Raw genomic sequence first — 23,146 nt, forward strand, 5'->3', positions numbered from 1 at the left:
GCAACAGGGCCGGCCCGCGCGGGGAGATCAGGTCGGGGCGATTCGCTCACTTGGCGGCGGGTTGCCGCCGCGCACGGCGCGCACCACGTCCGGCACCCCCACCGGACCGCCGAAAGCGGGCCCCTCGCCCGTGCTCGCGCCCCGGGCCGCCCACCAGGCCGCCTCGGCCTGGTCGCGGACACCGACCACACCGACCTCGGCGCCCACCGAACCCACCGCGGCGATCAGCTCGGCGGTGGCCCGCACCGCCACCGCGTTCCCGGGCAACCAGTCGGGGCGCCAGCCGTCGAACGGGTCGGCCAGCAGCACCGCGCCCACGCCGAACCGCTCCACCAGCTCGACCAGGGCCGGGCCGCCGGTGAAGCCGTGCAGGCCGCGGCCGACCCCCAGGTCGCCCAGGGTGCGCAGGTTGTCCCGGGCGTCGCCGTGGGCGTCGCGGACGGCGGCGGTGTCCAGCACCACCTCCAGCAGGTGCGCGGGCAGCGCCGCCTGCGCCAGGGCCCGGCTGACCGCGCCCACCAGGTCCGCGTCCGCCGTCTGCGCCCTGGTCAGGGTCACCCGCAGCACCGGGCCCGCGCCCGGGAACAGCTCCTGCCACACCGGGAGCTGCCCGGCGGCCTCCCGCAGCAGCCACGGCGCCAGCGCCACCGACAGGCCGGTCTGCTCGGCCAGCTCCGCGGGCGGCGGCAGCGCGCCCCGGGCGCCCGGCAGGTGCGGCACCGCGCTCACCCGCACCACCGCCCGGTCGGTCAGCCGCACCACCGGCCGGTAGGCCACCACCAGCTCGCCCAGCTCCCACGCCGAGGGCAGGGACGTGGCGGCGGCGCCGACGCGGCGGGCCCGGCGGTCGACGTGCGGGTCGTGCACCGCCCACTGGTCCGGGCCCACGGCCTTCGCCCGGTGCAGCGCGGCGTCGGCGGCGCGGAACAGCTCCGCGCTGTCCACGTCGGCCGCCGCGCACCGCACCACCCCGATCGACGCCGTCGCGGCCAGGCCGATCTTCCCGTCGTAGTCCGGTTCGGTCAGCTCCGCGCGCACCAGCGCCACCAGACCGGGGATGTCCGGGGTCGACGGCCCGTCCACGACGAACACCGCGAACTCGTCCCCGCCGACCCGCGCCACCAGCGCCGCGGGCTCGTCCTCGACCATGGCGGCGAGCCGGTGCGCGACCGCGCGCAGCAGCCGGTCGCCCGCCGCGTGCCCGTGGGTGGTGTTGACCAGCCCGAACGCGTCCAGGTCCAGGCACAGCAGGGTGACCCCGGCCGCCGGGTGGGCCTGCCCCAGCAGCACCTCCAGCCGGGACTGGAAGTGCAGCCGGTTCGGCAGCCCGGTCAGCGCGTCGTGCAGGCTCTGGTGGGTGAGCCGGGTGCCGAGCAGCTCCAGCTCGCTGAGGTCCTGCACCATCGACACCCGGTACACCGGTTCGCCGCTGTCGTCGCGGACGACGGAGTTGTTCACCAGCACCCACGCGGTGTCCCCGTCGGGGCGCACCACCCGCCTGCGGTCCGGCGCGCTCGACGCCGGGTCGGGCCGGTCGGCCTCCTGGTCGAGGAAGTACTCGCCGAGCAGGTGCCCGCGCAGGTCCTCCTGCTCGCGGTCCAGGATCGTCGCCAGCGCCGGGTTCGTCTCCAGGAACCGGCCGTCCACCCCGGTGATGGCGATGCCGATGGCGGAGGCGGTGAACACCTCGCGGAACCGGTACTCGGTGTCCTTGCGGCCCTGCTCGGCCAACCGGGCGGCGCCGAGCATCGCCCGCTTCATGTCCTCCTGCTGCTCCAGCGTCCGGGCGCGCAGCGCGGCGGCGTACCCGGAGGACACCGCGGCCAGCAGCACCACCACCCGTTCGGGGTGGTGGCCCGCGGCGAGCAGCCCACCCGCCAGCACAGCCAGTGACCGGGACAGGGTCTCCTCACCGGTCAGCGCGCCGGTGACCATCCGCGCGCCCACCTCGGACCCCGGCCCGGTGTCGAACGGCTCCGCCACCAGCGCCGCGGTCAGCGTCGCCAGCATCGAGGCCAGCAGCGCCGCCAGGTCCTGCGCGGACCGGGGCACGTACGCCGTCGAGGCGACCACCCGCAGCCACGACCGGACCAGGGTCTCCTGGTCCCCGTCGGGGGCGACCGGTCGGGTCGGCATCCGCGCGGCCTCAGGCCTTGCGGCCGACGCCCGCGTAGATGCCCGCCCGGTCGGGGTCGTCCCCGTCGTCCAGGGTCGCGTCCGGGCGCCACAGCGCCGTCGGCACGATGCCCGGCTCGAGGATCTCGTAGCCGTCGAACAGGGCGGTGATCTCCGCGTGCGACCGGGGGAACATCGGGTCGCGGCTGGTCTTCATCACCTCCACCACCCGGTCCATCGCCGAGGGCATCAGGTCGCGGGTGAACTGGGAGAACGCCAGGTGGCTGCCCGCCACCATCGGGTCCCGGTACCGGGCGACGATCCCCGCCGGGTCCTTGTCCTCGGGCACGAAGTGGAACACCCCGGCCATCAGCAGCCCGATCGGCCGGTCGAAGTCGAGCAGTTCCCGCGTCTGCGGGGCGTCGAGCACCTGCTCCGGCCGGGTCAGGTCGGCCTGCACGATCGTGGCCAGCGGATTGTCGCGCAGCATCAACATGCTGTGCGCGTACGCCACCTCCTCGTAGTCCACGTAGACCACCCGCGCACCGGGGTCGGCGTCCTGGGCGATCTCGTGCACGTTGCCCACGGTGGGGATGCCGGAGCCGAGGTCGAGGAACTGGCGGACCCCCTGCTCGACCATCAGCAGCACGGAGCGGCGCAGGAAGGCGCGGTTGTGCCGGGCGATCTCCCTGGCGTTGGGCTGGGCCTCGAGGAACCGGTGGGCCAGCTCCCGGTCGTGGCGGAAGTTGTGCCCACCGCCGAGCAGGTAGTCGTAGAGCCTCGCGGCGCTCGGTCGCTCCAGGTCGATCCCCTCGGGCACCCAGCCTGCCAACTCCGCCACGGCCAACCCCTCTTCCGACTCGGTAGCGTGACGGACACGTTACTCCCCGCCGCCATCACCTGGACGAGACCTCGATTTCACACTCACGGTCACCCCGGGACGACCACCTGAGTGGCCGGGAGCCGTCCACCCCCGCTTGACCGTGGATTCCGCAAACCGGGCGCACGCATCCCATTCACCCCATTCGCACCCCGATGCCCGCTTGTCGATCCGGGCCTGTCAGAGCCGTGCCGCCGCCGGGTCGCGCTCACCCGTTCGCGATCGGGTTCGACCGGGGTCGGCTCACTCCGTCGGCGGTACCGGTGCCCGACATCCGTGCCATTGTCGGGAGTGGATCATTTTTCAGGGGAGGGCAAAAGTGAGACGTTCCTTGACGGCTCTTGTTTTCGCATTTCTCAGCTTCATCGGAATCGGCCTCTCGGCAGGGGTGGCAGGCGCGGACCCGCTGACTCCCGCGTTCGCCGAGATCTGCAACGGCACCAGCGGTTGTGTCACCGCGGACATCTCGTTCTCGAACCGTTCCGCCACGGTCGTGGGAAACGTGTTCGACGACCGGAACGCCGGATCGACGACCGCCGTGTTCGACTTCTACACCGCGAACGGCTATTACAGCACGCAGACCCGGACCGCGACGAATGAAAGAAAGCCGTTCCACTTCACCGAACCGGGCCCGGTCGGCGGAATCAACCTCGTCCGGGTCGGGCTGATCGCCAACGCCACCGGCGCGTACACCTTCGTCGCCGACGTCTACAAGCTCTAGCCGGTTCGGATCGGCTCGCACTCACCACGGGACAGCTCCGCCGGAGCTGTCCCGTGGGCGTTTCCGCGGTCCTGCGCCGGAGGCCGGTGCGCTAACGGCCGCTTAAGCGCGGTTGAAGACTCGGCTGGGCGGTAGGGGTGTGCACCAGGGCGGAGAGGGCCATGCCGGTCAGCAGGTCCGCCATCTGGTCGCGGTCGAGGTGCCTGCTGTGCGGGGTGGAGTTGATCAACCCGAAGACCGCGTGCGCCGCCGCGCGGGCGGTGGGTTCGGCGACCTCGGGGACGGCCGCCACGATCACCTCGACCCACGTCTCCACGTACCGCCGCTGCAGGGCGCGGACCTTGCGGCGGTCGGGGTCGGTGAGGTTGCCCAGGTTGCGCTCCTGCACGGTGATCAGCGCCGGGTTGTCCAGGGCGAAGTCGACGTGGAAGCGGACCAGTTCCCCCAGCGTGACGTCGGGATCGGCCACCGAGGACACCCGGGCCTGGCCCCCGGTGAGCAGCACCTCGCTGATGGAGGTGAGCATCTCGCCGAGCATCGCGTCCTTGGACCGGAAGTGCCGGTACAGGGCGGGCCCGGAGATGCCCACCGCGGAGCCGATGTCGTCGATCCCGACCCCGTGGAAGCCGTGCCGGGCGAACAGCTCGGCGGCGGCGGCCAGGATCTGCTCGCGGCGGGACGGCTTGGCGCCTGCGGGATCGGCTGCGGGGGGCACGGGCACATCGTACGGAGGTCCGGTTAGCGCCCGCTAACCGGACGCCCACCCCCCTAAAGTGGCAAGTGTTAACTCGTTGCCGAGAGGTACCGTGAGCGCTTTTCCGCTGGTAGTGATGTGAACCGTCGGGAATTCCTCCAGAGTCGGAGGCCAGAAGATGCGCATCACTCGTTCCTGGGCCGTGGCCCTGCTCACGGCCCTGTCGATCCTCGGGCTGGCGTCCCCCGCGCTCGCCGCCCCCACCGCCGCGGGCAGGTACGTCGCCCTCGGCGACTCCTACTCCTCCGGCCTCGGCGCGGGCAGCTACGGCAGCAGCGGCAACTGCAAGCGCAGCAGCAACTCCTACGCCCAGTTGTGGGCCAACGCGCACGCGCCGTCGTCGTTCGCGTTCGTCGCCTGCTCCGGCGCCGTCACCTCGGACGTCACCAACAACCAGCTCTCCGCCCTCACCTCCACCACCGCCCTGGTCACCATCTCCGTCGGCGGCAACGACGCGGGCTTCGCCAACGTCATGACCGACTGCAACCTCGGGTCGGACTCCGCCTGCGTCGCGGGCAACAACGCCGCGCAGAACTTCGCCCGCACCGCCCTGCCCGGGCGGCTGAACACCGTGTACTCCCAGATCCGCACCCGCGCCCCCTCGGCCAGGGTGGTCGTCATGGGCTACCCGCGCATCTACAAGCTCGGCGGCTCCTGCGCCATCGGGCTCAGCGAGACCAAGCGCGCCGCCATCAACCAGTCCTCCGACGTGCTCGCGGGCGTCATCTCCTCGGCCGCCTCCGCGCACGGCTTCACCTTCGTCGACGGCCGCAACGCCTTCGCGGGCCACGAGATCTGCGCCTCCGGCACCCGCTGGATCAACAGCGTCAGTCTCCCGATCGCCGAGTCCTACCACCCGAACAGCGCGGGCCAGAACGGCGGCTACTATGCCGCGCTCCGCGCCGTCACGGGCTGAACCACGACACCAGGAGGCCGCCCCGACCCCGGTCGAGGTGGCCTCCTGGTGTCAGAGCAGGCCTGTCCTGCGCGCCCAGCGGTCGAAACCCGAGCCGTCGCAAGGAAGCCGCATTCCCGTGTCGCGGGGCACGTCCACGATGTTGCCCGCGCCTCCTGCGGTCAGCTTGCCCGCCCGATGGGCGCGGGCGAGCAGCCACAGCGTCCCGTGCGCATCGAGGCCGTGGCTGCGCGCGACGCCCTTCGCGCTCACGCTCCGGGTGCCTCGGGAAGGTCCTCCCCGGTGATCTGGCCGTGCATCAGCTCCACCGCCCGGGATGAGGTGATCAGCCGCCGGTGCCACGCCTTCACCACGGCGGTCGCGTAGCTCGGTGGCACGCGCACCCCGTCCAGGTCGGGTTGGGGCGTCCACCCCAGGGCTTCCTGGAACTCGACGCGGGTCGGGGTGCTCGACCGCAGCTTCGCCGCTCCCTGCCTGGTCGCCACGCCCGCCTGCTCTGCCTGCCGGACCGCGAGCGACCACGAGGTCCGGTAGCGGGCGGCGAGTTCGACCAGGGCCGGGCGTCCGACAGCGTCCCCGACCGCGCGGACCGAGTCGACCGGCAGCAACAGCTCGGCCGCGAAGGCGTCGACGAGGTCTTCCCGGTCGACGCCCAGGCGCAGGTCCGTCGAGTAGGCGTCGCCGAGCACCATGTGGCCCAGTTCGTGTGCCGCGGTGCTCCGGCGCCTGCCGGGGTCCTGGGAGAGGCCGACCACGGCGACCGCGATGTCCCCGTCGACCAGTGACGCACCGTCTCCGGGGAGATCGGTGACCAGCACCAGTTGCCCCGCCCGCGCGCAGATCGACATGAGGCTGGGGATCGGTTCGTCACCCAGGCCGAGGTGCGTCCGCAACCAGCCCGCTGCGCGGCGGGCTCCGGCCGCGTCGGTGACCGGCACCGGGCTGGTGATCGCCGCTGCGGGCCGGAAGTCGCCGAGTTCGACGACTTGGCGCACGTCTCGCAGCCACGCCGTCAGGCGTGCGTCCAACCGGTAGGCGTCTCGGGCGCCCGCGGTGTCCGTGTCGGCGGTGAGCGGTGCGCGGCGCGAGATCGCCGGCGGCCGTGCCTCCAGGAAATGGCTCATGGGGACACCGAGCGCGGTGGCGAGTCTTCCCAGTTCCAGCGCGTCCACTCGCCGATCCCCGGATTCGATCTTCGCCACCTTGCTGCGCTCCAACCCCACGAGGCGCGCCAACCGGTCCTGGGACAACCCGGCCGCGAGGCGGGCTTCCCGAACGCGCTCGCCGAGGAACGACCACTCCATGCCGCCAGTGTTGTGCGAATTTCGCACAGATCCAAGCGAACCGGCGGCGGACAGGCCGTGTTCAGCCGTTCGGGTGGGTCGTGGGGCTGGAGCCGATCGGGTGGACGGAATTGTTAGTCAGCGCTAACATCGGAGCCGTAGTTAACGGCGACTAACGGCGGGATATGCGATGGACGCGCCTGTGCTGCGCAGTGGGGTCGACGAGGGCGCGGAGGGGTTCGCCGACAACGTCGAGCAGCACTCGGCCCTGGTCGAGGACCTGCGGCGGCGCCTCGACACCGCGGCGCTCGGCGGCCCCGAGCGGGCCAGGGACAAGCACGTCGCCCGGGGGAAGCTGCTGCCCCGGGAGCGGGTGGACACGCTCCTCGACCCCGGCTCCCCCTTCCTGGAACTCTCACCCCTCGCCGCCACCGGCCTCTACGGCGACGAGGCGCCCGCCGCCGGGGTGATCACCGGGGTGGGGCGGGTGTCCGGGCGCGAGGTGGTCGTGGTGGCCAACGACGCCACCGTCAAGGGCGGCACCTACTACCCGATGACCGTCAAGAAGCACCTGCGCGCCCAGGAGGTCGCCCTCCAGAACAACCTGCCGTGCGTCTACCTGGTCGACTCCGGCGGCGCGTTCCTGCCCGCCCAGGACGACGTCTTCCCCGACCGGGAACACTTCGGGCGGATCTTCTACAACCAGGCCACCATGTCCGCCCGCGGCATCCCGCAGATCGCCGCCGTCCTCGGCTCCTGCACCGCGGGCGGCGCCTACGTCCCGGCCATGAGCGACGAGGCCGTGATCGTCCGCAACCAGGGCACCATCTTCCTCGGCGGGCCGCCCCTGGTGAAGGCCGCCACCGGCGAGGTCGTCACCGCGGAGGAACTCGGCGGCGGCGACGTGCACTCGCGCACCTCCGGCGTCACCGACCACCTCGCCGACGACGACGCGCACGCCCTGCGCATCGTCCGCTCCATCGTCAGCACCCTCGGCCCGCGCGCGCCCAAGCCGTGGGACGTGCTGCCCACCGAGGAACCCGCCGTCGACCCGGCCACCCTCTACGGCGCCGTGCCCACCGACTCGCGCACCCCCTACGACGTGCGCGAGGTCATCGCCCGCGTCGTCGACGGCAGCCGGTTCCGCGAGTTCAAGAAGGAGTACGGCGCCACCCTCGTCACCGGCTTCGCCCGCGTCCACGGGCACCCGGTGGGCATCGTGGCCAACAACGGCGTGCTCTTCGCCGAATCCGCCATGAAGGGCGCGCACTTCATCGAACTCTGCGACCAGCGCAGCATCCCCCTGCTCTACCTGCAGAACATCACCGGCTTCATGGTCGGCCGCGACTACGAGGCGGGCGGCATCGCCAAGCACGGCGCCAAGATGGTCACCGCCACCGCCTGCGCCCGCGTGCCCAAGTTCACCGTCGTCATCGGCGGCAGCTTCGGCGCGGGCAACTACTCGATGTGCGGGCGGGCATACTCACCCCGCTTCCTGTGGATGTGGCCCAACGCGCGCATCTCCGTCATGGGCGGCGAGCAGGCCGCGGCCGTGCTGTCCACCGTCCGCCGCGACGGCGTCGAAGCCCGCGGCGGCGAGTGGTCCGCGGCCGAGGAAGAGGCGTTCCGCGAACCCATCCGCCGCCAGTACGAGGAGCAGGGCAACCCCTACTACTCCACCGCCCGGCTCTGGGACGACGGCGTGATCGACCCCGCCGACACCCGCCAGGTCCTCGGCCTGGCCCTCTCCGCCGCGGCCAACGCGCCGCTCGAACCCGTCCGCTACGGCGTCTTCCGGATGTGATCGCAGTGTTCAGCACGGTCCTCATCGCCAACCGCGGCGAGATCGCGGTCCGGGTGATCGCCACCCTCCGCCGCCTCGGCATCCGCTCGGTCGCGGTCCACAGCGACGCCGACGCGTCCGCCCGGCACGTCCGCGAAGCCGACGAAGCCGTCCACATCGGACCGGCCGCCGCCCGCGACAGCTACCTGTCCACCGAGAAGGTCATCGCCGCCGCCCGGCTGACCGGCGCCGAGGCCGTCCACCCCGGCTACGGCTTCCTCGCCGAGAACGCCGCCTTCGCCCGCGCCTGCGCCGACGCCGGACTGGTCTTCATCGGCCCGCCCCCCGGCGCCATCGAGGCCATGGGCGACAAGATCCGCGCCAAGCTCACCGTCACCGCCGCGGGCGTCCCGGTCGTGCCCGGCCGCACCGAACCCGGCATGACCGACGACGACCTGGTCGCCGCCGCGACCGAGGTCGGCTACCCGGTGCTGCTCAAACCGTCCGCGGGCGGCGGCGGCAAGGGCATGCGGCTCGTCGAGACCGCCGCCGGGCTCACCGCCGCCATCGAGTCGGCCCGGCGCGAGGCCCGCGGCTCCTTCGGCGACGACACGCTCCTGGTGGAGCGGTTCGTGCAGCGCCCCCGGCACATCGAGATCCAGGTCCTCGCCGACACCCACGGCGGCGCCATCCACCTCGGCGAACGCGAGTGCAGCCTCCAGCGGCGACACCAGAAGATCATCGAAGAGGCGCCCTCCCCGCTGCTCGACCCCGCAACCCGCGCCCGCATGGGCCGGGCCGCCGTCGACGCCGCCAAGGCCGTCGACTACACCGGCGCGGGCACCGTCGAGTTCATCGTCTCCGCCGACCGGCCCGACGAGTTCTTCTTCATGGAGATGAACACCCGCCTGCAGGTCGAACACCCCGTCACCGAACTGGTCACCGGCCTCGACCTGGTCGAACAGCAGCTCCGCGTCGCCGCCGGGCAACCCCTGGCCCTCACCCAGGACGAGGTCGGGCTCCACGGCCACGCCATCGAGGCCCGCGTCTACGCCGAAGACCCCGCCGCCGGGTTCCTCCCCACCGGCGGCACCGTCCTGCACCTGCGCGAACCCACCGCCGAGTGGGCCAGGGTCGACTCCGGCCTGCGCGTCGGCACCGTCGTCGGCTCCGACTACGACCCCATGCTCGCCAAGGTCATCGCCCACGGCGCCGACCGCACCGAAGCCCTGGCCCGGCTCTCCTCGGCCCTGGCGGACACGGTGGTCCTCGGCGTCGGCACCAACACCACCTTCCTGCGCGCCCTCCTCGCCGACGAGGACGTGCGCGCGGGCAGGCTCGACACCCAACTCGTCGAGCGCTCACTCGACCGGCTCACCGGAACCGCCGAAGCCCCGGACGAGGTTTTCGCCGCGGCGGCGCTCGACCGGCTGCTCTCCCTGCAACCGGTCGGCGCCGCGATCGACCCGTGGGACGTCCCCAACGGCTGGCGACTCGGCCGCCCCGCCCCCCTTGCCCTGCGCCTGACCTGCGGCGACCGCACCGAAGCCGTGCGCGTCACCGGCACCCCGACCGCCGCCGAGGTCACCGTCGGCGACGGCGGACCGGTGCGCGCCTCGGCGTCCCACGCAGACGACTCGCTTCGCGTCACCCTGGGCGGCCGGGTCACCCGCCACACCCGCGCCCTGTCCGGGAACACCCTGTGGCTGGCCTCCGCCGGGCACACCTGGGCCGTCACCGAGCACTCCGCGCTCGACGGCGACCGGGGGACCACCGCCGCGGGCGGCCCCGTCACCAGCCCCATGCCCGGCACCGTCCTCGTGGTGAAGGTCGCGGCGGGCGAGCACGTGGTGGCCGGACAGCCCCTGCTCGTCGTCGAGGCCATGAAGATGGAGCACACCGTCACCGCCAAGACCGACGGCGTCGTCACCGAACTGCCCGTCCGGCCCGGCCAACAGGTCGCGCTGGACCAAACCCTGGCCGTGGTCACCCCACCGGAGGACGAGCGATGATCGACCTGAGCGTTGACGAGGAGCACGACGCCCTGCGCGCGACCGTGCGCGAGTTCGCCCGCGAGGAGGTCGCCCCGGTCATCGGCGACCTCTACGAGCGCGAGGAGTTCCCGTACGCGCTCGTGGCCAAGATGGGCGAGATGGGCCTGTTCGGCCTCCCCATCCCCGAGGAGCACGGCGGCATGGGCGGCGACTACTTCGCCCTGTGCCTGGCCCTGGAAGAACTCGCCCGCGTCGACTCGTCCGTGGCGATCACCCTGGAGGCGGGCGTGTCGCTGGGCGCCATGCCGCTGTACCGCTTCGGCACCGCCGAGCAGAAGGAACGCTGGCTGCCCCCTCTGGCGGCGGGAACCGCCCTCGGCGCGTTCGGCCTCACCGAACCGGGCGGCGGCTCCGACGCGGGCGCCACCAAGACCCGCGCCGTCCGCGACGGCGACTCGTGGGTGGTCAACGGGTCCAAGTCGTTCATCACCAACTCCGGCACCGACATCACCAGCCTGGTCACCGCCACCGCCGTCACCGGCACGGACGACAACGGCCGCAAGCGCATCTCGGCCATCATCATCCCCTCCGGCACCCCCGGTTTCGAGGTCTCGCGCAAGTACTCCAAGGTCGGCTGGAACGCCTCCGACACCCGCGGCCTGTCCTTCACCGACGTCCGCGTCCCCGCCGAAAACCTCCTCGGCACCGAAGGCCGCGGCTACGCCCAATTCCTGTCCACACTGGACGAAGGCAGGGTGGCGATCGCCGCCCTCTCGGTCGGCCTGGCCCAAGGCTGCGTCGACGAATCACTGACCTACGCCGCCGAACGGTCCGCGTTCGGCCACAACATCGGCTCCTACCAGGCCATCCAGTTCAAGATCGCCGACATGGAGGTCCGCACCCACACCGCCCGCCTCGCCTACTACGCCGCGGCCTCGAAGATGCTGCGCGGCCAACCGTTCAAGAAGGAAGCGGCCATCGCCAAACTGGTCGCCTCCAACGCGGCCATGGACAACGCCCGCGACGCCACGCAGATCTTCGGCGGCTACGGCTTCATGAACGAGTACCCGGTGGGGCGGTTCTACCGGGACGCGAAGATCCTGGAAATCGGCGAGGGCACGAGCGAGGTGCAGCGCATGCTGATCGCCCGCGAACTGGGGTTGGCGGGCTGACCGGGTGACAGCTCCGTGGGTCCACTTCGGTGGCCTGCGGAGCCGCCGATCCGCCACCCGGCCCGTGGCTCGTCACCCGGCCCGGGTGGCTCGCTGGCTTGTCCCCCCGGCCCAGTGGCACGCCGCGCGACTCATCGGACTGCCGCACGTTCCCGCACTCTGACCGGCCTGGCACCCGCGACAGGCCGTTCGGCCTGAAACCCCGAAACTGCGCCCAGGCGATGCGAAAAACCGCTCCCGCAACGATTCCCCCAACCTCGCCACCAGACCCCACCCGGCGCGCCACCGCCGCGCAGGCCGGCCAGGCGCGCCCGTCGAGCCGGGTCAGTGCGGGCGGGTCCACGCGTAGTCGCGGCGGGTGGCGAATTCGCGGTAGCCCGCGCGGGCGAAGGCCGCGCGCATGGGGTGGTTGGCCTGGTCGGTGTCGGAGTGGACGCGGGTGGCTCCGGCGGTGGTCAGGGCTCGGGTGCCGGTGGTCAGCAGGTGGTCCACGTGGCCTTGGCCGCGGAAGGGTTGGGCCACGCCGATCTCGGCGAGGACGGGGTGGTCGCCGTCGATGAGGGCGGGGACGACGTAGCCTGCGGGGTGGCCGTCTGGGGTGAAGCCGATGGTGAACCAGGTGGGGTCGCCGGGGTAGGCGAAGCACTTGTGCAGGCGGTCGGCGGCTTCGGCGGTGCGGCCCCGGGTGGCTCGGGCGCGGCTGGAGTGGTGGTCCAGGGTGCCGTCGCCGACCTGGGCGAACAGGGTCATCAGGGTGTCCTCGTCCACGTGGCGGGCCTGGCGGAGTTCCAGGGGGGTCCGGGGCCGCGTTCTCCTCTTCGATACGGGAGAGGGGCCGGCGGGGTGGATCGGGGACAACTTTTGCGGTTGTTCACCCGATCGTGTCGCCAGTGGGCTGGTCGGGGTCCATTCCACGCGGACCCGGTCCACCGCGGGGGTGAAGCCCGCTGCGTGCAGGACGTCGGGGATGACGGGGTCGGGGGTGGTGTCGTCGGGGGTGACCACGTTGCACTCGGCGGTGGGGATGTCGAGGGCCCGGCGGCTGTGGGTGATCAGCTCCACCGCGGCGGTCGGGTCGGGGGTGGCGAGGAGGTCGAGCATGTGGGGGTGGGTGGCGCCGATCGGGGCCCACCAGGCCAGGGCGGCGGTGACCTCCCCGGCCTCCTCCGCCAGCCAGCACCACTCCAGGCGGTTGAGGCCGGTGCCGAGGCCGTGGGTGATCATCCGGCGCCAGGCTTCCGCGTCGGGTCTGTGCGAACACAGGGTGGTCAGTTCCGACTCGTCGCGCAGGGGTCTCATCAGCGGCGGCCGACCACCGCGTAGATCAGGGACTCGCGCGGGTCGCCGTCGCCGGGGGCGGTGTCCGGGTGCCACTGGGGGGTCCACACCACGCCTGGTTCGACCAGGTCCAGGCCGTCGATCAGGGCTTCGACCTGGGCTCGGTCGCGGGAGACGCTGGCGCTGCCGGTTTCGTCGTAGAGGCGGACGGCGCTGTCGTTGTTGGGGTGGCGGGCGTCGCGGGTGCCGTGGGTGATGGCCAGGAAGCTGCCGGGGGCCATCGCCTCGACGTAGCGGCGGATGGCGGGCATCGGGTCGGGGACGAAGTGCAGCACCGACACCATCAGCACCGCGATCGGCTGCTCCAGGTCGAGCAGCCTGCGCGCCGCCGCTGAGCCGAGGACGGCGTCCGGGTCGAGCATGTCGGCGAGGACCACCTCGGCCCGGGGGCAGCCCGCGAGTTCGACCTCGCTGTGCGCGACCGCGATCGGGTCGAGGTCCACGTACAGCACCCGCGCGTCCGGGACCGCCTCGTGCACGTTGCCCACGGTGGGGATGCCCGACCCGAGGTCGAGGAACTGGGTGATGCCCCGGGCCCGGAAGTACCGGACCGCGCGGCGCAGGAAGTCGCGGTTCTCCCTGGCGGCGGACCGGGCCTCGGGCATGGCCGCGACGATCCGCTCGGCGAAGCGGCGGTCGGTTTCGAAGTTGCAGGCGCCGCCGAGCAGGTAGTCGTACACCCGGGCGGCGCTGGGCCGGTCGGGGTCCGCCGCCGGTCCTGACAATGTGTACCTCCCCGGTGACCCTCCGCCCGCATGGATACTAGTGGGTGAACCGAACGTGGGGAGCGGCAGTGGCGTCGGGACTGGCAGCGGCACCGGATTGGGTGTCCTCGGCCACCGCGAACGTGGTGGCGAAGGTGTTCCGGGGCGGGCTGGCCGACCTCCGGCCGATGCCGCGCGCCCTGGTCGACCGCGGTCGCACCCGCGCGGTGCACCGCTTCACCCCGGCGGGGGCCGGTGACCCGGTGCTGCTGGTGCCGCCGCTGGCCGCCCCGGCGCTGTGCTTCGACCTGCGCCGCGGGTGCAGCCTGGCCGAGCACCTGGTGGACCGGGGGCGCTCGGTGTACCTGGTGGACTACGGGCAGGTGAGCTTCGCCGACCGCGGCCTGGGCCTGGAGCACTGGGTCGACGACGTGCTGCCGCGCTCGATCGAGGCGGTCAGCCGGGACGCGGGCGGGCGGCCGGTGCACCTGGTGGCCTGGTGCCTGGGCGGCATCCTGTCCCTGCTCACCGCCGCCGACCGGCACGACCTGCCGATCGCCTCGCTGACCACGATCGCCGCGCCGATCGACATGACCGCCATCCCGCTGGTCGCCCCGATCAAACCGCTGGCGGACCTGACCAACGGCTGGATTCTCACCCCGGCCTACCGGCTGCTGGGCGGGGCGCCGCGGGCACTGGTGAAGAAGGCGTTCCAGATCTCGGCCATCGACAAGGTGGTCACCAAGCCGTACGCGATCCTGCGCAACCTCGACGACGCGGACTTCCTGGCGCAACTGGAGGCGGTGGACCGGTTCACCGACAACATGATCGCCTACCCCGGTCGCACCTTCGGCCAGATCTACCACCGCTTCTTCCGCGCGAACGACCTCGCGGGCGGTGAGCTGGACCTCGGCGGCCGCCGCATCGCGCTGCGCGAGGTGTCGGTGCCGGTGCTGGTGGTCGCCGGGGACAGCGACGCCATCGCCCCCGCGCGGGCGGTCCGGCACCTGGTGGACGTGCTCGGCGGGGCCCCGGAGGTCACCTTCCACACCTGCCCCGGCGGGCACCTGGGCGTGCTGGCCGGTCGCGCCGCCCGGGCCACCACGTGGCGGCACGTCGACGACTTCCTGGCCAGGCACAACCCGATCGACTGAGCGGTCGCGCGGTTCAGGACCGGTCGCCCACCAGCGCAGGCGAACCCGCCCAGTGCACGCCGCCCGCGCGGTCCAGCGGCCGCTCGTGCCCGCGCAGGAACCCGTCGACGATCGTGGCCACCAGGTCGGGGCGGTCGTGCATCACGTAGTGCGTGGCGCCGTCGATCCGCACGTGCCGGGCGTTGGGGAAGGCCGCGGCGGACTGCTCGAACCGCTCCGGTGAGGCCACCGTGTCCAGCTCGGAACCGACGAACAGCATCGGCGTGCGGATCGACCCGGCGTCGGCCAGGGAGTCGTGCGCCCAGAAGTCCAGGAGCTGGCGGGCGTAGTTGACCAGCGCCTCCGGCGAGCGGAACGGGTGGCGCAGCTCCTCGGCGAGGGTCGTGTTGGGCAGGGCGAGCACCTGCGCGGCCAGCTCGTGCGGGTCGGCGGACGGGTCGAACTCCTCGCGCATCCCGAACATGCGCAGCATCGACCGCGCCAACTGCGGCTGCCCGCCGACCATCCGGCACAGCGCCTCCAGGTTGCGCTCGTACGGGGTGTCCGGGTCGCCGACGCGCCCGGTGGCCCGGAACGAGCCGTTGAGCAGCACCATCGACCGCACCGCCCCCGGTCGGCGGCGGGCGAACTCGACGGCCACCTTCGGGCCGGTGCACCAGCCGAGCAGGTCGCACTCCTCGACGCCCTCGTGCCGCAGCACCTCCGCCAGGTCGTTCACCTGGTCGCCCAGCACCACCGACACCGGCGAGTCGGTGCCCCGCGGCTCCCACAGGACGACCCGGTAGCGGTCGGCGAGCCGGTCCACCAGCCGGTACCAGAAGCCGGGGCCCTGCCCGAGCGCGTTGAGGACCACCAGCACCGGGCCGTCGCCGCCGCACACCTCGTAGGTCAGCGGCTGCCCGTGCACGTCGATCGTCCGCCGCCGCGCGCCCATCCGCGTCTCCGCGACGTGCCGGGCGCCCGCGCGCGCCGCCAGGTCCTGGGCGCGGCGCAGCGAGCGCAGCAGCTCCGGGGTCACCGCCGACTCCGGGCCGCAGCGCGCGGTGGGCCGGAACGTGGTGCGGGCGGTGAAGAACTCCGCGAACGCGCCCAGCCGCGCCTCGAACAGCCGGTCCACCGCGGTCAGGTCGGCCCGGTCGGCCACGGCGGTGATCGGGATGTCGTAGGCCTCGCCGACCTGGTCGACGAGCTTCTCCACGGCCAGGTTCGACGGCGCCAGCGCGTTGTGCACCCCGCCGGGGGGTTCGTTGCGCGCCAGGCACAGCAGGGCGTCGGCCGCCGCCCCCACCTCGATCAGCCCCAGCGAGCCGCCGCCCGGCGCGAACCAGCGCAGCGGCTGGTGCCCGAAGTACTCCGGCAGCCGCTCCCGCACCTCCCGCACCAGGTCGTGCACCGCGGCGAACAGCGGCACCGCGCCTTCGCGCACGAACCCCGCCAACCCCAGGTCCTCGCCCACCACCAGCCCGGTGCGGAACGCGCGGTGCTCCACCCCGGCTGCGGCGCAGGCGCCGACGACCTCGCGCTCCAGCGCCGTGTACCGCTCGGTGACCGGGTCGCCCAGGCCGTCGTCGACCGCCCACGGCTCCTCGGGGACGTGCCCGGCGTCGAGGCCCGCCGCGTACCCGGACCCGACGTAGTTCAGCCGCCGCACCCCCAGCGGCCCCAGTTCCTCCAGCAGCCGCCGGGTGCCGACCAGGTCCGCCGCCGCCAACTGCGCCCCGGACACCTTCGGCGTCCCGGTGACGCACCACACCTCGGCGGTCTCCCAGCCCTCCGGCAGGGCGCGGGCCAGGCCCTCCCCGTACGGCAGGCAGCGCATCCGCCCGATGTCCACGGCCGGACCCGGCCCGGCGCCGGTCGAGGCGCGCAGCACCCGGCGCACGGCGGCGGTCAGGTCCGCGCGGCCCGGCTGGTCGGTGCCCCACGGCGCGAAGATCACGTAGTCGTCCGAGGCGGCCAGCCTGCGCGCGGCCAGGTGCGCGCCCAGCAGGACGGCCGATCCGGTGATCAGGACGGTGTCAGCCATGGTTCTCGAACCTCCAACGCGCGAAGACCCCCGGGCCGCCCGCGCCGTCGCGCCCGGTCGGGGTGGGGTGGCGGACGATGCGCAGGTCCGGCGCCGGGCCGGTGCGCAGCGCGACCGCGAGGATGTGCCGGTCGGTCACCGGCCACTGGGCAAACTGCCAGTGCGCCGGGTCGTCCTCCTCCGGGGCGTCCCCCGGGGTGCTGACCCGGATCGGGCCGGAGTCCCAGTCGAAGCCGTAGCGCTCGAACGGCACCGACATGCCCAGGCCGCGGGCCTTGCTGTAGGCCTCCTTGAGCGTCCAGTACCGGAAGAACCGGCCCGGTCGCTCGCCCTCGGGCAGCCCGCGCAGCGCGGCGCACTCGGCCGGGGTGCAGGTGCCGCGGACCAGCAGCGCCACGTCGGTGTCCCGGTCGGCGACCTCCACGTCCACCCCGCAGGCGATGTCGCGGGTCACCACGCAGGCGATCAGCCGGTCGGTGTGCGACACGTTGAACCGCAGCGGCGACGGCGGGTCGGCCACCTCCGGGCGGTCGTGCTCGGTGCGGGCGAACCGCCACTCGTCCGGGTGAACCTCGGGGGAGCACCAGCTCAGGGCGGTCCGGGCCAGCGCGTGCGCGGCCAGCGCGGTGTGCCGGTCGCGGTCGAACCGGCGGCGGCGCACCCTGGCCCGCTCGTCGTCGGAGATCAGGTCGTGGCAGGCCGACACCAGGTCCGACAGGGCCAGGGTCTGCGGGTCGAGCACCCACACGTGCGCCTCGTCCGCGCCGATCGCCACCCCGGCCGCCTCGGTGCGGCGCGGCCGGGCGGGCCGGGCGGGCGGCTGCGGAACGGGCATCGCGGGCCCTCCGGGGGGTCGGGCACTTCGGACCCGCCGATGCTGCGCCGGGGCGACCCGGTGGCGCCGCTCAACTTTGAGCGGCCCGCCCGCGCCGGTGCGGCGCTAGGGTGTGGTCCAACCGAGCCAGGAGGAGTCGCCGTGCCGACCGCGAAGAGCCAGTTCGACCTCGACGTCTGGGAAGAGGCGGACCAGCCGTACCGGGTGACCGACGGCGCGAAGCTGCTGCACGGGAAGTCCTCGCGCAAGTTCGACGGCGGCGACATCACCGGCCGCGGCTGGACCGAGATGATCATGGCGCAGACGACCGAGGAGAAGTCCGCCACCTACGTCGGCATCGAGTTCTTCGAGGGCACCGTGCACGGGCGCGAGGGCACCTTCGTGCTCTCGCACAGCTCCAGCCAGGACCGCGGGCAGCTCAGCTCGCGCTACTTCGTCGTGCCCGGCTCGGGCACCGGTGGGCTGGCGGGCCTGCGCGGCACCGCCACCATCACCATCACCCCGGACAAGGAGCACTTCTTCGAGCTGGAGTACGAGCTGCCCGGCTGAGCGGGCTCAGACCATGTACTGGTCGTGCCGGGCGTAGAACTCGGTCCACTCCTCGGCGCTGAGTTCGCGCCCGGACTCGGCGATCTCCGCCAGCTCCAGGAAGTACTGCTCGCGCGGCGGGCCGGGGGCGAACAGGATCAGCATCGACGCGGGCTCGTCGGAGACGTTCGCGAAGGCGTGGATGCCGCCCATCGGCACGTACAGGAAATCACCCGCCGTCGCGTCCACGGCGCGCTCCCCGTCGTCGAGGCGGACGGTGCCGTCGATGACGTAGAACGACTCCGAGAACGTCTTGTGGAAGTGCCGGGCCGGGCCGCCGGAAGCGGGCGCCATGTCCCAGCGGAACAGGCCGAACTGCCCGTCGGTCACCGAACCCGGCGCCACGAAGTGCGCCGAGGTGGTGGGCCGGTCCAACACGATCGTCTCGTCCACCGGCCGGAAGCGCGCGCTGTGCTCGCCGGTGGTCCCCAGGTACGACATCGAACTCCCTACACCCGTGCGGAATCCGAGTAGACCGCGACCGCGGCGGCCCGGTCCAGTCCCGGCGGGCGTGTCGACCGTCATGCGCGCCCGGTTCAGTACCCGCTGTCCGGTTCGCGCGGCCTGCGCACCGGGCGCGGCACCCGGGTGAGCGCCCGCACCCGGCGGGTGCGGCCGTGCACCGCCAGCAGCGCCAGCAGGTCCCCGTCGACCTCGGCCGCCAGCCGCCGCTGCGCCCAGTCGCTCGCCGCCAGCACCGCCGTCGCCTGCACCGGCCTGCCCGCCAGCGCGTCGCGCAGCAACCGCCACTCGGCGAGCCTGCAGCGCAGGAACTCCACGTGCTCGACCGCGGGACCGACCCTGGCCGCCCAGGCGTGGAAGTCGCCGCGGGCCCGGCCGCGCTCGTCGATCCTGGCCACCACCGCGGCGGTCGCCATCTCCCGGTCGGGGTCGAGCAGCACCAGTTCCAGGAACGCCCGCTCGTCCACCGGGTCGGCGGCCCGGTACCACTCGAAGCGAAGGTGCTCGTCGGCCGCGAGCGCGCGCGGGTCGTGGTCCGCGCGGCCGGCCAGTGCCGCCACGGACGCGATGTGGTCCAGCAGGTTCACCGTTCTTCCTCCGCCGGAGAGGGTAGTGGGAGCGATCTTCGCCGCCACCCTGGGCCGATGCGGTTCGGCGTACCCGCCCCGCCCGCCACCCGGCGCCGGGGGCCGAGGGGCGCGGAGCCGGGTCCGGAGCGCGGTAACCTCGAAACCGAGTCGACCCGGCCGGAGCACCCGTGCCAGGCTTGACTGCCCGTCCGCCCCCCGTTGGAGGTCCTTCATGCCCGACCAGCCCGAGCCGCCCGCCACCGACGAGACGGCCGAGCCCCAGGACCTCAAGAGCAAGTTCCGCGAAGCCCTGCAGCGCAAGCAGGCGAAGTCCCAGGCAGGCCAGGACAACGCCACCGGCAACTCCAAGGTCCACGACGCCCACGGCCGCGCGGGCGCCAAGCGCCAGCACCGCCGCAAGAGCGGCTGATCTCTGCAGGCACACCCGGCCGGGCGACGTGAGTTGTCCAAGTGGCACGAACACCCCTGCCTCGCTCTCTTTTGACGGAATGGTCGAATAGCTGTTGTCGTCCTGAGAGGACGAGGACATGGGTGTGTTCGGAGGAGTACGCGCAAGTCTCTGTGTTGACCAATCTGTGAAATTCTTCCCTTCTGCGGGCTGGCTAAGGTTGCTTTCTCGCTGGCCGAACACATCTCAATCATCGATGGTTGTTCAAGAGTGTTCGACAATTTACTTCTTCTTTGTCGACCTGCCCTTCGTTGCTGTTTGTAACGGTGCGGGGGAGTCGAACGATCCATGTTGGTACTGGATGAAGTTCGACAGGTGGCATACGGAGATCGAGATGCAGATGTTGTACGCGGTCGACTTCGACATCTCTTGTGTCGAAAATATAGATCCAGTGCTCGCGTATTCAAAATTGATCGAGCACTTCCATGCATGGTTGACGTGGGGAGCGAGTGATTGTCCCTTGCTCGCTGATCTCAATGGGTCAGGAGAGGCGGAATATTTCAAATCTGGCCTTGAAAGTAAGCAGGCAAGTCTTCGGAAGGTTGCCTGGAAGGTCACCGGTGCAGATGACCGCCATGCTTTCAGAGTTGATGTCCGTCAGCCTCTGCTTGCTGAGAAAACATGGTTTCAAACGCGGGTTACGGTTTCTCGAAACTTTGACGAAGTGCAACTCCGTGTCGTTATGGGCCGTGATATCACCACGGGCTGGTTGTCGCCTGTACCATTCGATGCTCTTCGTCGCCCTCGGTTGATATTTAATGTGGTAAAGGATTCAACCCTTGTGGTCCGCGTTCTCGGGCAGTCTGTCGACAACGATCACATTTCAATCAAAGAGCCGTCTCAACTCGAGCAACTCGTCAACGCAATCAATAATTCGAATCGTCTTCCGATTCTTGTCGTCAGCCCATCCGGGGATCATGCGCACGGCCTCGCTCAGCGTGCAGCACGCGAGCTGCAAGGTTTGGCACGGGTAGTGACATTGCGCCCCTACTTGTCCCAGAAATTCAATCAGCTTGTTCCATCCGGCTCGGTGCCTTTCGGCGGTGCTCGCTTGCTCTGGCCCGACCTTTCGCTTCGGCAACCCCAGTTTTCAGCTGATGACCTTAGACGACATGAAGTTTCTCATACGGTTCAGCAATTCATGCGTCTGCTGGCTCCGATGTCTGTCATCGCCCGGGGGCGTGACAAAGGGTGGGAAATCGCTCTTGCCAGCGACCGTGCATGGCGTGCTCAGGTGGTTCGACAGAGGCTCGACGAAGCACGCGCTCAAGGTGACGGGTTGGCAGAAATGAAGGTATTGACTGAGACCTTGGAGCAGAAGCAAGCAGAATTGGCTGAATGGGAGACTTTCAACGGTCAACTATTGGTTGAAAATGAACAATTGAAGGGAAAGCTTCAGCTCACGGAAGATTATCGAAGTCAGTTCGAATATTGGAAGAGTGAGTACTTTAGGGTTGCAAGTGAAAGCAAATCCTCTACTGAAAACGATTGGAATTCTGCACCGTCATGTTCGAGTGGCGATATTGATGAATTGCTTGAATATTTGAGAGAGGCGAGCGAGGGTGCACTCAATTATACAGAGAATTCAGTCAAATCGTGGGAAAATTCTCGATACCCTTATCCTGATTCAATGCGAGAGGCGCTGATAAGCCTGGCGCAAGCTTCAGTCGAGTATCGCGCCAAGGCTGGGCAACTGGGAAAGCGCCTTGAAGATTGGATTGAGGAGGGGTATTCTTTGCGCGTTGCCATGAGCGACAAGGGGTTGACTCGTCAGGGTTTGGAAAAGTTTCCTTTTGAGGACGAGACCTACAGTCGCATTCCTCATGTCAAACTGGATGACCACACGACTCCTGATCGGGTGGGTCGAATCTACTTTGCGCTCGATTCAAGGCGCACACGCTTCATCGTCGATCACATTGGTCTGAAGCTCTACGGCCTGTGACTGTCAGAGGAGTTCTTTCTCCAGGGTGGCCAGGCTGTCCTCGAGGAACGTCAGCAGGCGTTGCAGGCGGGGGACGCTGCGCCTGCACCCGGTGAGGCCGAACTCCAGGCTGCCCGCGTAGCTCGTCACCGTGATGTTGAGGGCTTGGCCCTCGTACGGGACCGAGACGGGGTAGACGCCCTCCATCCTGGCGCCGTTCCAGTACAGCGGGGCGGACGGGCCGGGCACGTTGGAGATCAGCAGGTTGAACGCCGGTGGGGTGATCCGGACCGCGCCGGGGACCAGGGACAGGGCCAGCGGGGCGAACGGGATGGCGCTCAGGGCCGTGATCTGCAGCGGGGACATCCCCCGGTAGAAGGCCTTGCCCCGGCGCATGGACTCCGCGATGGCGGTGAGGCGGGCGGCCGGGTCGTCGAGGTCGGTGGCCAGGGTGCAGAGGATGAGGCCGACGGCGTTGCCGCCCACGGCCGCGCCCTCGCGCAGGGAGATGGGGACGGCGGCGACCAGGGGTTTGTCGGGCAGGGCGCCGAGTTCCAGCAGGTACTCGCGCAGCGCGCCCGCGCACATCGCCAGCACCACGTCGTTCACCGTGGCGCCCGCGGCGGCGCCGACCGCGCGGATGCGGGCGAGGGGCCAGCCCTGGGCGGCGAAGCGGCGGGCGCCGGTGATCGGCACGTTGAACACCGTCTTGGGCGTCTCGTGCGGCAAGGTCGCCGACTGCTCGCGGAACGCCTGGTTGACGTACTTCACCACCGCCGGGCCGAGGCCGACGACGTCGCGGACGGCGCTCGCGGCCGAGGCGAGGCGCGCGAACGGGGCCGGGGCGGTCCGCTTCGGCGGCTCGACCGCACTCCGGCGCGGGGACCACGGTGGGCGGACGCCGGTGTCCGCCGGGTCGGTGGACAGCGAGCGTTCCAGCAGGCGCAGGGCGGAGACGCCGTCGAGGAGGGCGTGGTGGGCCTTGGTGTAGACCGCGTACCGGTTGTCCTCCAAGCCCTCGATCAGGTGGCACTCCCACAGCGGGCGGTGGCGGTCGAGCAGGGAGCCGTGCAGCCGGGACACCAGTTCCAGCAGCTCGCGCACCCGGCCCGGGGTGGGCAGCGCCGACAGCCGGACGTGGTACTCCAGGTCGAGGTGGTGGTCGTCGGACCACACCCACTGGCCGGGGGTGCCCATCGGGCCGCGGGGCCTGCGCCGGAACAGCGGGCTGATGTCGGTGTGGGTGAGCAGTTCCCGGTGCAGCTCGCCGACGTGGTCGGGGCCCGCGCCGTCCGGGAGCCGGAACACCTGCAGGCCGCCCACGTGCAGTGGGTGCTCCCGCGTCTCGCCGAGCAGGAACACCGAATCCGTCACCGGCATCACGGGCATGGCGGTCCTCCTCGACCCCGGGCAGTGGACCCGGACCCCCCACGCTGCCACCCGATCGGGGTTGCCGCAATCA

The 23,146-nt window shown here is 71.3% G+C and carries 21 protein-coding genes; 9 read left to right on the forward strand and 12 right to left on the reverse strand.

Annotated features, from left to right (window positions below; all coding sequences use genetic code 11):
* Window positions 1–27: 27 nt before the first annotated feature.
* Both UO65_RS15665 and UO65_RS15670 read right to left on the reverse strand, forming a co-directional pair.
* A complete protein-coding gene (locus UO65_RS15665; RefSeq protein WP_052021224.1) occupies window positions 28–2,136 on the reverse strand; it encodes a diguanylate cyclase domain-containing protein in 2,109 nt (702 codons plus the stop codon).
* A gap of 10 nt (window positions 2,137–2,146) precedes the next feature.
* A complete protein-coding gene (locus UO65_RS15670; protein ID WP_035283215.1) occupies window positions 2,147–2,956 on the reverse strand; it encodes an SAM-dependent methyltransferase in 810 nt (269 codons plus the stop codon).
* Window positions 2,957–3,314: 358 nt separating this feature from the next.
* Between UO65_RS15670 and UO65_RS15675 the strand changes: the two genes are divergently transcribed.
* The gene (locus UO65_RS15675; protein WP_146241186.1) at window positions 3,315–3,716 is read left to right on the forward strand and encodes a hypothetical protein; all 402 of its coding nucleotides are present in this window, start codon (window positions 3,315–3,317) and stop codon (window positions 3,714–3,716) included.
* 91 nt (window positions 3,717–3,807) lie between these two features.
* Here UO65_RS15675 and UO65_RS15680 read toward each other — a convergent pair whose 3' ends face one another.
* Window positions 3,808–4,431 carry an SACE_7040 family transcriptional regulator gene (locus UO65_RS15680; RefSeq protein ID WP_110079618.1) on the reverse strand — a complete coding sequence of 208 codons (624 nt, stop codon included), beginning with the start codon at window positions 4,429–4,431 and terminating at the stop codon, window positions 3,808–3,810.
* Window positions 4,432–4,588: 157 nt separating this feature from the next.
* On the opposite strand from UO65_RS15680, the gene UO65_RS15685 reads away from it, so the two are divergent.
* Complete coding sequence (locus tag UO65_RS15685) at window positions 4,589–5,386, forward strand: SGNH/GDSL hydrolase family protein (RefSeq protein WP_035283219.1); 798 nt, start codon at window positions 4,589–4,591, stop codon at window positions 5,384–5,386.
* 51 nt (window positions 5,387–5,437) lie between these two features.
* On the opposite strand, the gene UO65_RS15690 is transcribed toward UO65_RS15685, so the two are convergent.
* Together UO65_RS15690 and UO65_RS15695 are read right to left on the reverse strand one after the other, a co-directional pair.
* Window positions 5,438–5,638, reverse strand: a complete 201-nt coding sequence (locus tag UO65_RS15690) for a hypothetical protein (protein WP_035283220.1) — start codon at window positions 5,636–5,638, stop codon at window positions 5,438–5,440.
* Window positions 5,635–6,690: a helix-turn-helix domain-containing protein gene (locus UO65_RS15695; RefSeq protein ID WP_035283221.1), complete on the reverse strand. Its 1,056-nt coding sequence runs from the start codon at window positions 6,688–6,690 to the stop codon at window positions 5,635–5,637. The genes UO65_RS15690 and UO65_RS15695 overlap by 4 nt, the downstream gene beginning before the upstream one ends.
* A gap of 169 nt (window positions 6,691–6,859) precedes the next feature.
* On the opposite strand from UO65_RS15695, the gene UO65_RS15700 reads away from it, so the two are divergent.
* From UO65_RS15700 to UO65_RS15710, 3 genes are read left to right on the forward strand one after another with little or no spacing between them, the layout of a single operon-like run.
* Window positions 6,860–8,473 (forward strand): carboxyl transferase domain-containing protein, encoded by a 1,614-nt coding sequence (locus UO65_RS15700; RefSeq protein WP_035283222.1) that lies wholly within the window; start codon window positions 6,860–6,862, stop codon window positions 8,471–8,473.
* 5 nt (window positions 8,474–8,478) lie between these two features.
* Window positions 8,479–10,464 carry an acetyl-CoA carboxylase biotin carboxylase subunit gene (locus UO65_RS15705; RefSeq protein ID WP_035283223.1) on the forward strand — a complete coding sequence of 662 codons (1,986 nt, stop codon included), beginning with the start codon at window positions 8,479–8,481 and terminating at the stop codon, window positions 10,462–10,464.
* Window positions 10,461–11,618, forward strand: a complete 1,158-nt coding sequence (locus UO65_RS15710; RefSeq protein WP_035283224.1) for an acyl-CoA dehydrogenase family protein — start codon at window positions 10,461–10,463, stop codon at window positions 11,616–11,618. Before UO65_RS15705 ends, UO65_RS15710 begins: the two co-directional genes overlap by 4 nt.
* A 324-nt stretch (window positions 11,619–11,942) precedes the next feature.
* On the opposite strand, the gene UO65_RS33380 is transcribed toward UO65_RS15710, so the two are convergent.
* Both UO65_RS33380 and UO65_RS15720 read right to left on the reverse strand, forming a co-directional pair.
* On the reverse strand, window positions 11,943–12,917 hold the full coding sequence (locus UO65_RS33380; RefSeq protein ID WP_052021225.1) for a GNAT family N-acetyltransferase: 975 nt from the start codon (window positions 12,915–12,917) through the stop codon (window positions 11,943–11,945).
* Entirely contained in the window at window positions 12,917–13,681 is a 765-nt protein-coding gene (locus UO65_RS15720) for an SAM-dependent methyltransferase (protein ID WP_035283225.1), read from the reverse strand. The genes UO65_RS33380 and UO65_RS15720 overlap by 1 nt, the downstream gene beginning before the upstream one ends.
* A gap of 80 nt (window positions 13,682–13,761) precedes the next feature.
* Here UO65_RS15720 and UO65_RS33385 point away from each other — a divergent pair, with 80 nt between their 5' ends.
* Window positions 13,762–14,814: an alpha/beta fold hydrolase gene (locus UO65_RS33385; RefSeq protein WP_052021232.1), complete on the forward strand. Its 1,053-nt coding sequence runs from the start codon at window positions 13,762–13,764 to the stop codon at window positions 14,812–14,814.
* 13 nt (window positions 14,815–14,827) lie between these two features.
* Here UO65_RS33385 and UO65_RS15730 read toward each other — a convergent pair whose 3' ends face one another.
* Window positions 14,828–16,840 (reverse strand): alpha/beta fold hydrolase, encoded by a 2,013-nt coding sequence (locus UO65_RS15730; RefSeq protein WP_035283227.1) that lies wholly within the window; start codon window positions 16,838–16,840, stop codon window positions 14,828–14,830.
* Window positions 16,833–17,675, reverse strand: coding sequence for a 4'-phosphopantetheinyl transferase family protein (locus tag UO65_RS15735; RefSeq protein ID WP_052021226.1), 843 nt, complete (start codon window positions 17,673–17,675; stop codon window positions 16,833–16,835). The genes UO65_RS15730 and UO65_RS15735 overlap by 8 nt, the downstream gene beginning before the upstream one ends.
* A gap of 141 nt (window positions 17,676–17,816) precedes the next feature.
* Between UO65_RS15735 and UO65_RS34650 the strand changes: the two genes are divergently transcribed.
* On the forward strand, window positions 17,817–18,224 hold the full coding sequence (locus UO65_RS34650; RefSeq protein ID WP_035283229.1) for a DUF3224 domain-containing protein: 408 nt from the start codon (window positions 17,817–17,819) through the stop codon (window positions 18,222–18,224).
* Window positions 18,225–18,230: 6 nt separating this feature from the next.
* On the opposite strand, the gene UO65_RS15745 is transcribed toward UO65_RS34650, so the two are convergent.
* Together UO65_RS15745 and UO65_RS15750 are read right to left on the reverse strand one after the other, a co-directional pair.
* A complete protein-coding gene (locus UO65_RS15745) occupies window positions 18,231–18,704 on the reverse strand; it encodes a cupin domain-containing protein (RefSeq protein ID WP_035283231.1) in 474 nt (157 codons plus the stop codon).
* 95 nt (window positions 18,705–18,799) lie between these two features.
* Window positions 18,800–19,312, reverse strand: a complete 513-nt coding sequence (locus UO65_RS15750) for a hypothetical protein (protein ID WP_052021227.1) — start codon at window positions 19,310–19,312, stop codon at window positions 18,800–18,802.
* 214 nt (window positions 19,313–19,526) lie between these two features.
* Between UO65_RS15750 and UO65_RS15755 the strand changes: the two genes are divergently transcribed.
* Complete coding sequence (locus UO65_RS15755) at window positions 19,527–19,724, forward strand: DUF5302 domain-containing protein (RefSeq protein WP_035283233.1); 198 nt, start codon at window positions 19,527–19,529, stop codon at window positions 19,722–19,724.
* Between the two features lie 118 nt (window positions 19,725–19,842).
* Window positions 19,843–21,705: a hypothetical protein gene (locus UO65_RS35855; protein ID WP_152552106.1), complete on the forward strand. Its 1,863-nt coding sequence runs from the start codon at window positions 19,843–19,845 to the stop codon at window positions 21,703–21,705.
* 3 nt (window positions 21,706–21,708) lie between these two features.
* Here UO65_RS35855 and UO65_RS15760 read toward each other — a convergent pair whose 3' ends face one another.
* Window positions 21,709–23,073 (reverse strand): WS/DGAT/MGAT family O-acyltransferase, encoded by a 1,365-nt coding sequence (locus UO65_RS15760; RefSeq protein ID WP_035283234.1) that lies wholly within the window; start codon window positions 23,071–23,073, stop codon window positions 21,709–21,711.
* Window positions 23,074–23,146: the final 73 nt, after the last annotated feature.

The organism is Actinokineospora spheciospongiae, from assembly GCF_000564855.1.
GTDB classification, from domain to species: domain Bacteria; phylum Actinomycetota; class Actinomycetes; order Mycobacteriales; family Pseudonocardiaceae; genus Actinokineospora; species Actinokineospora spheciospongiae.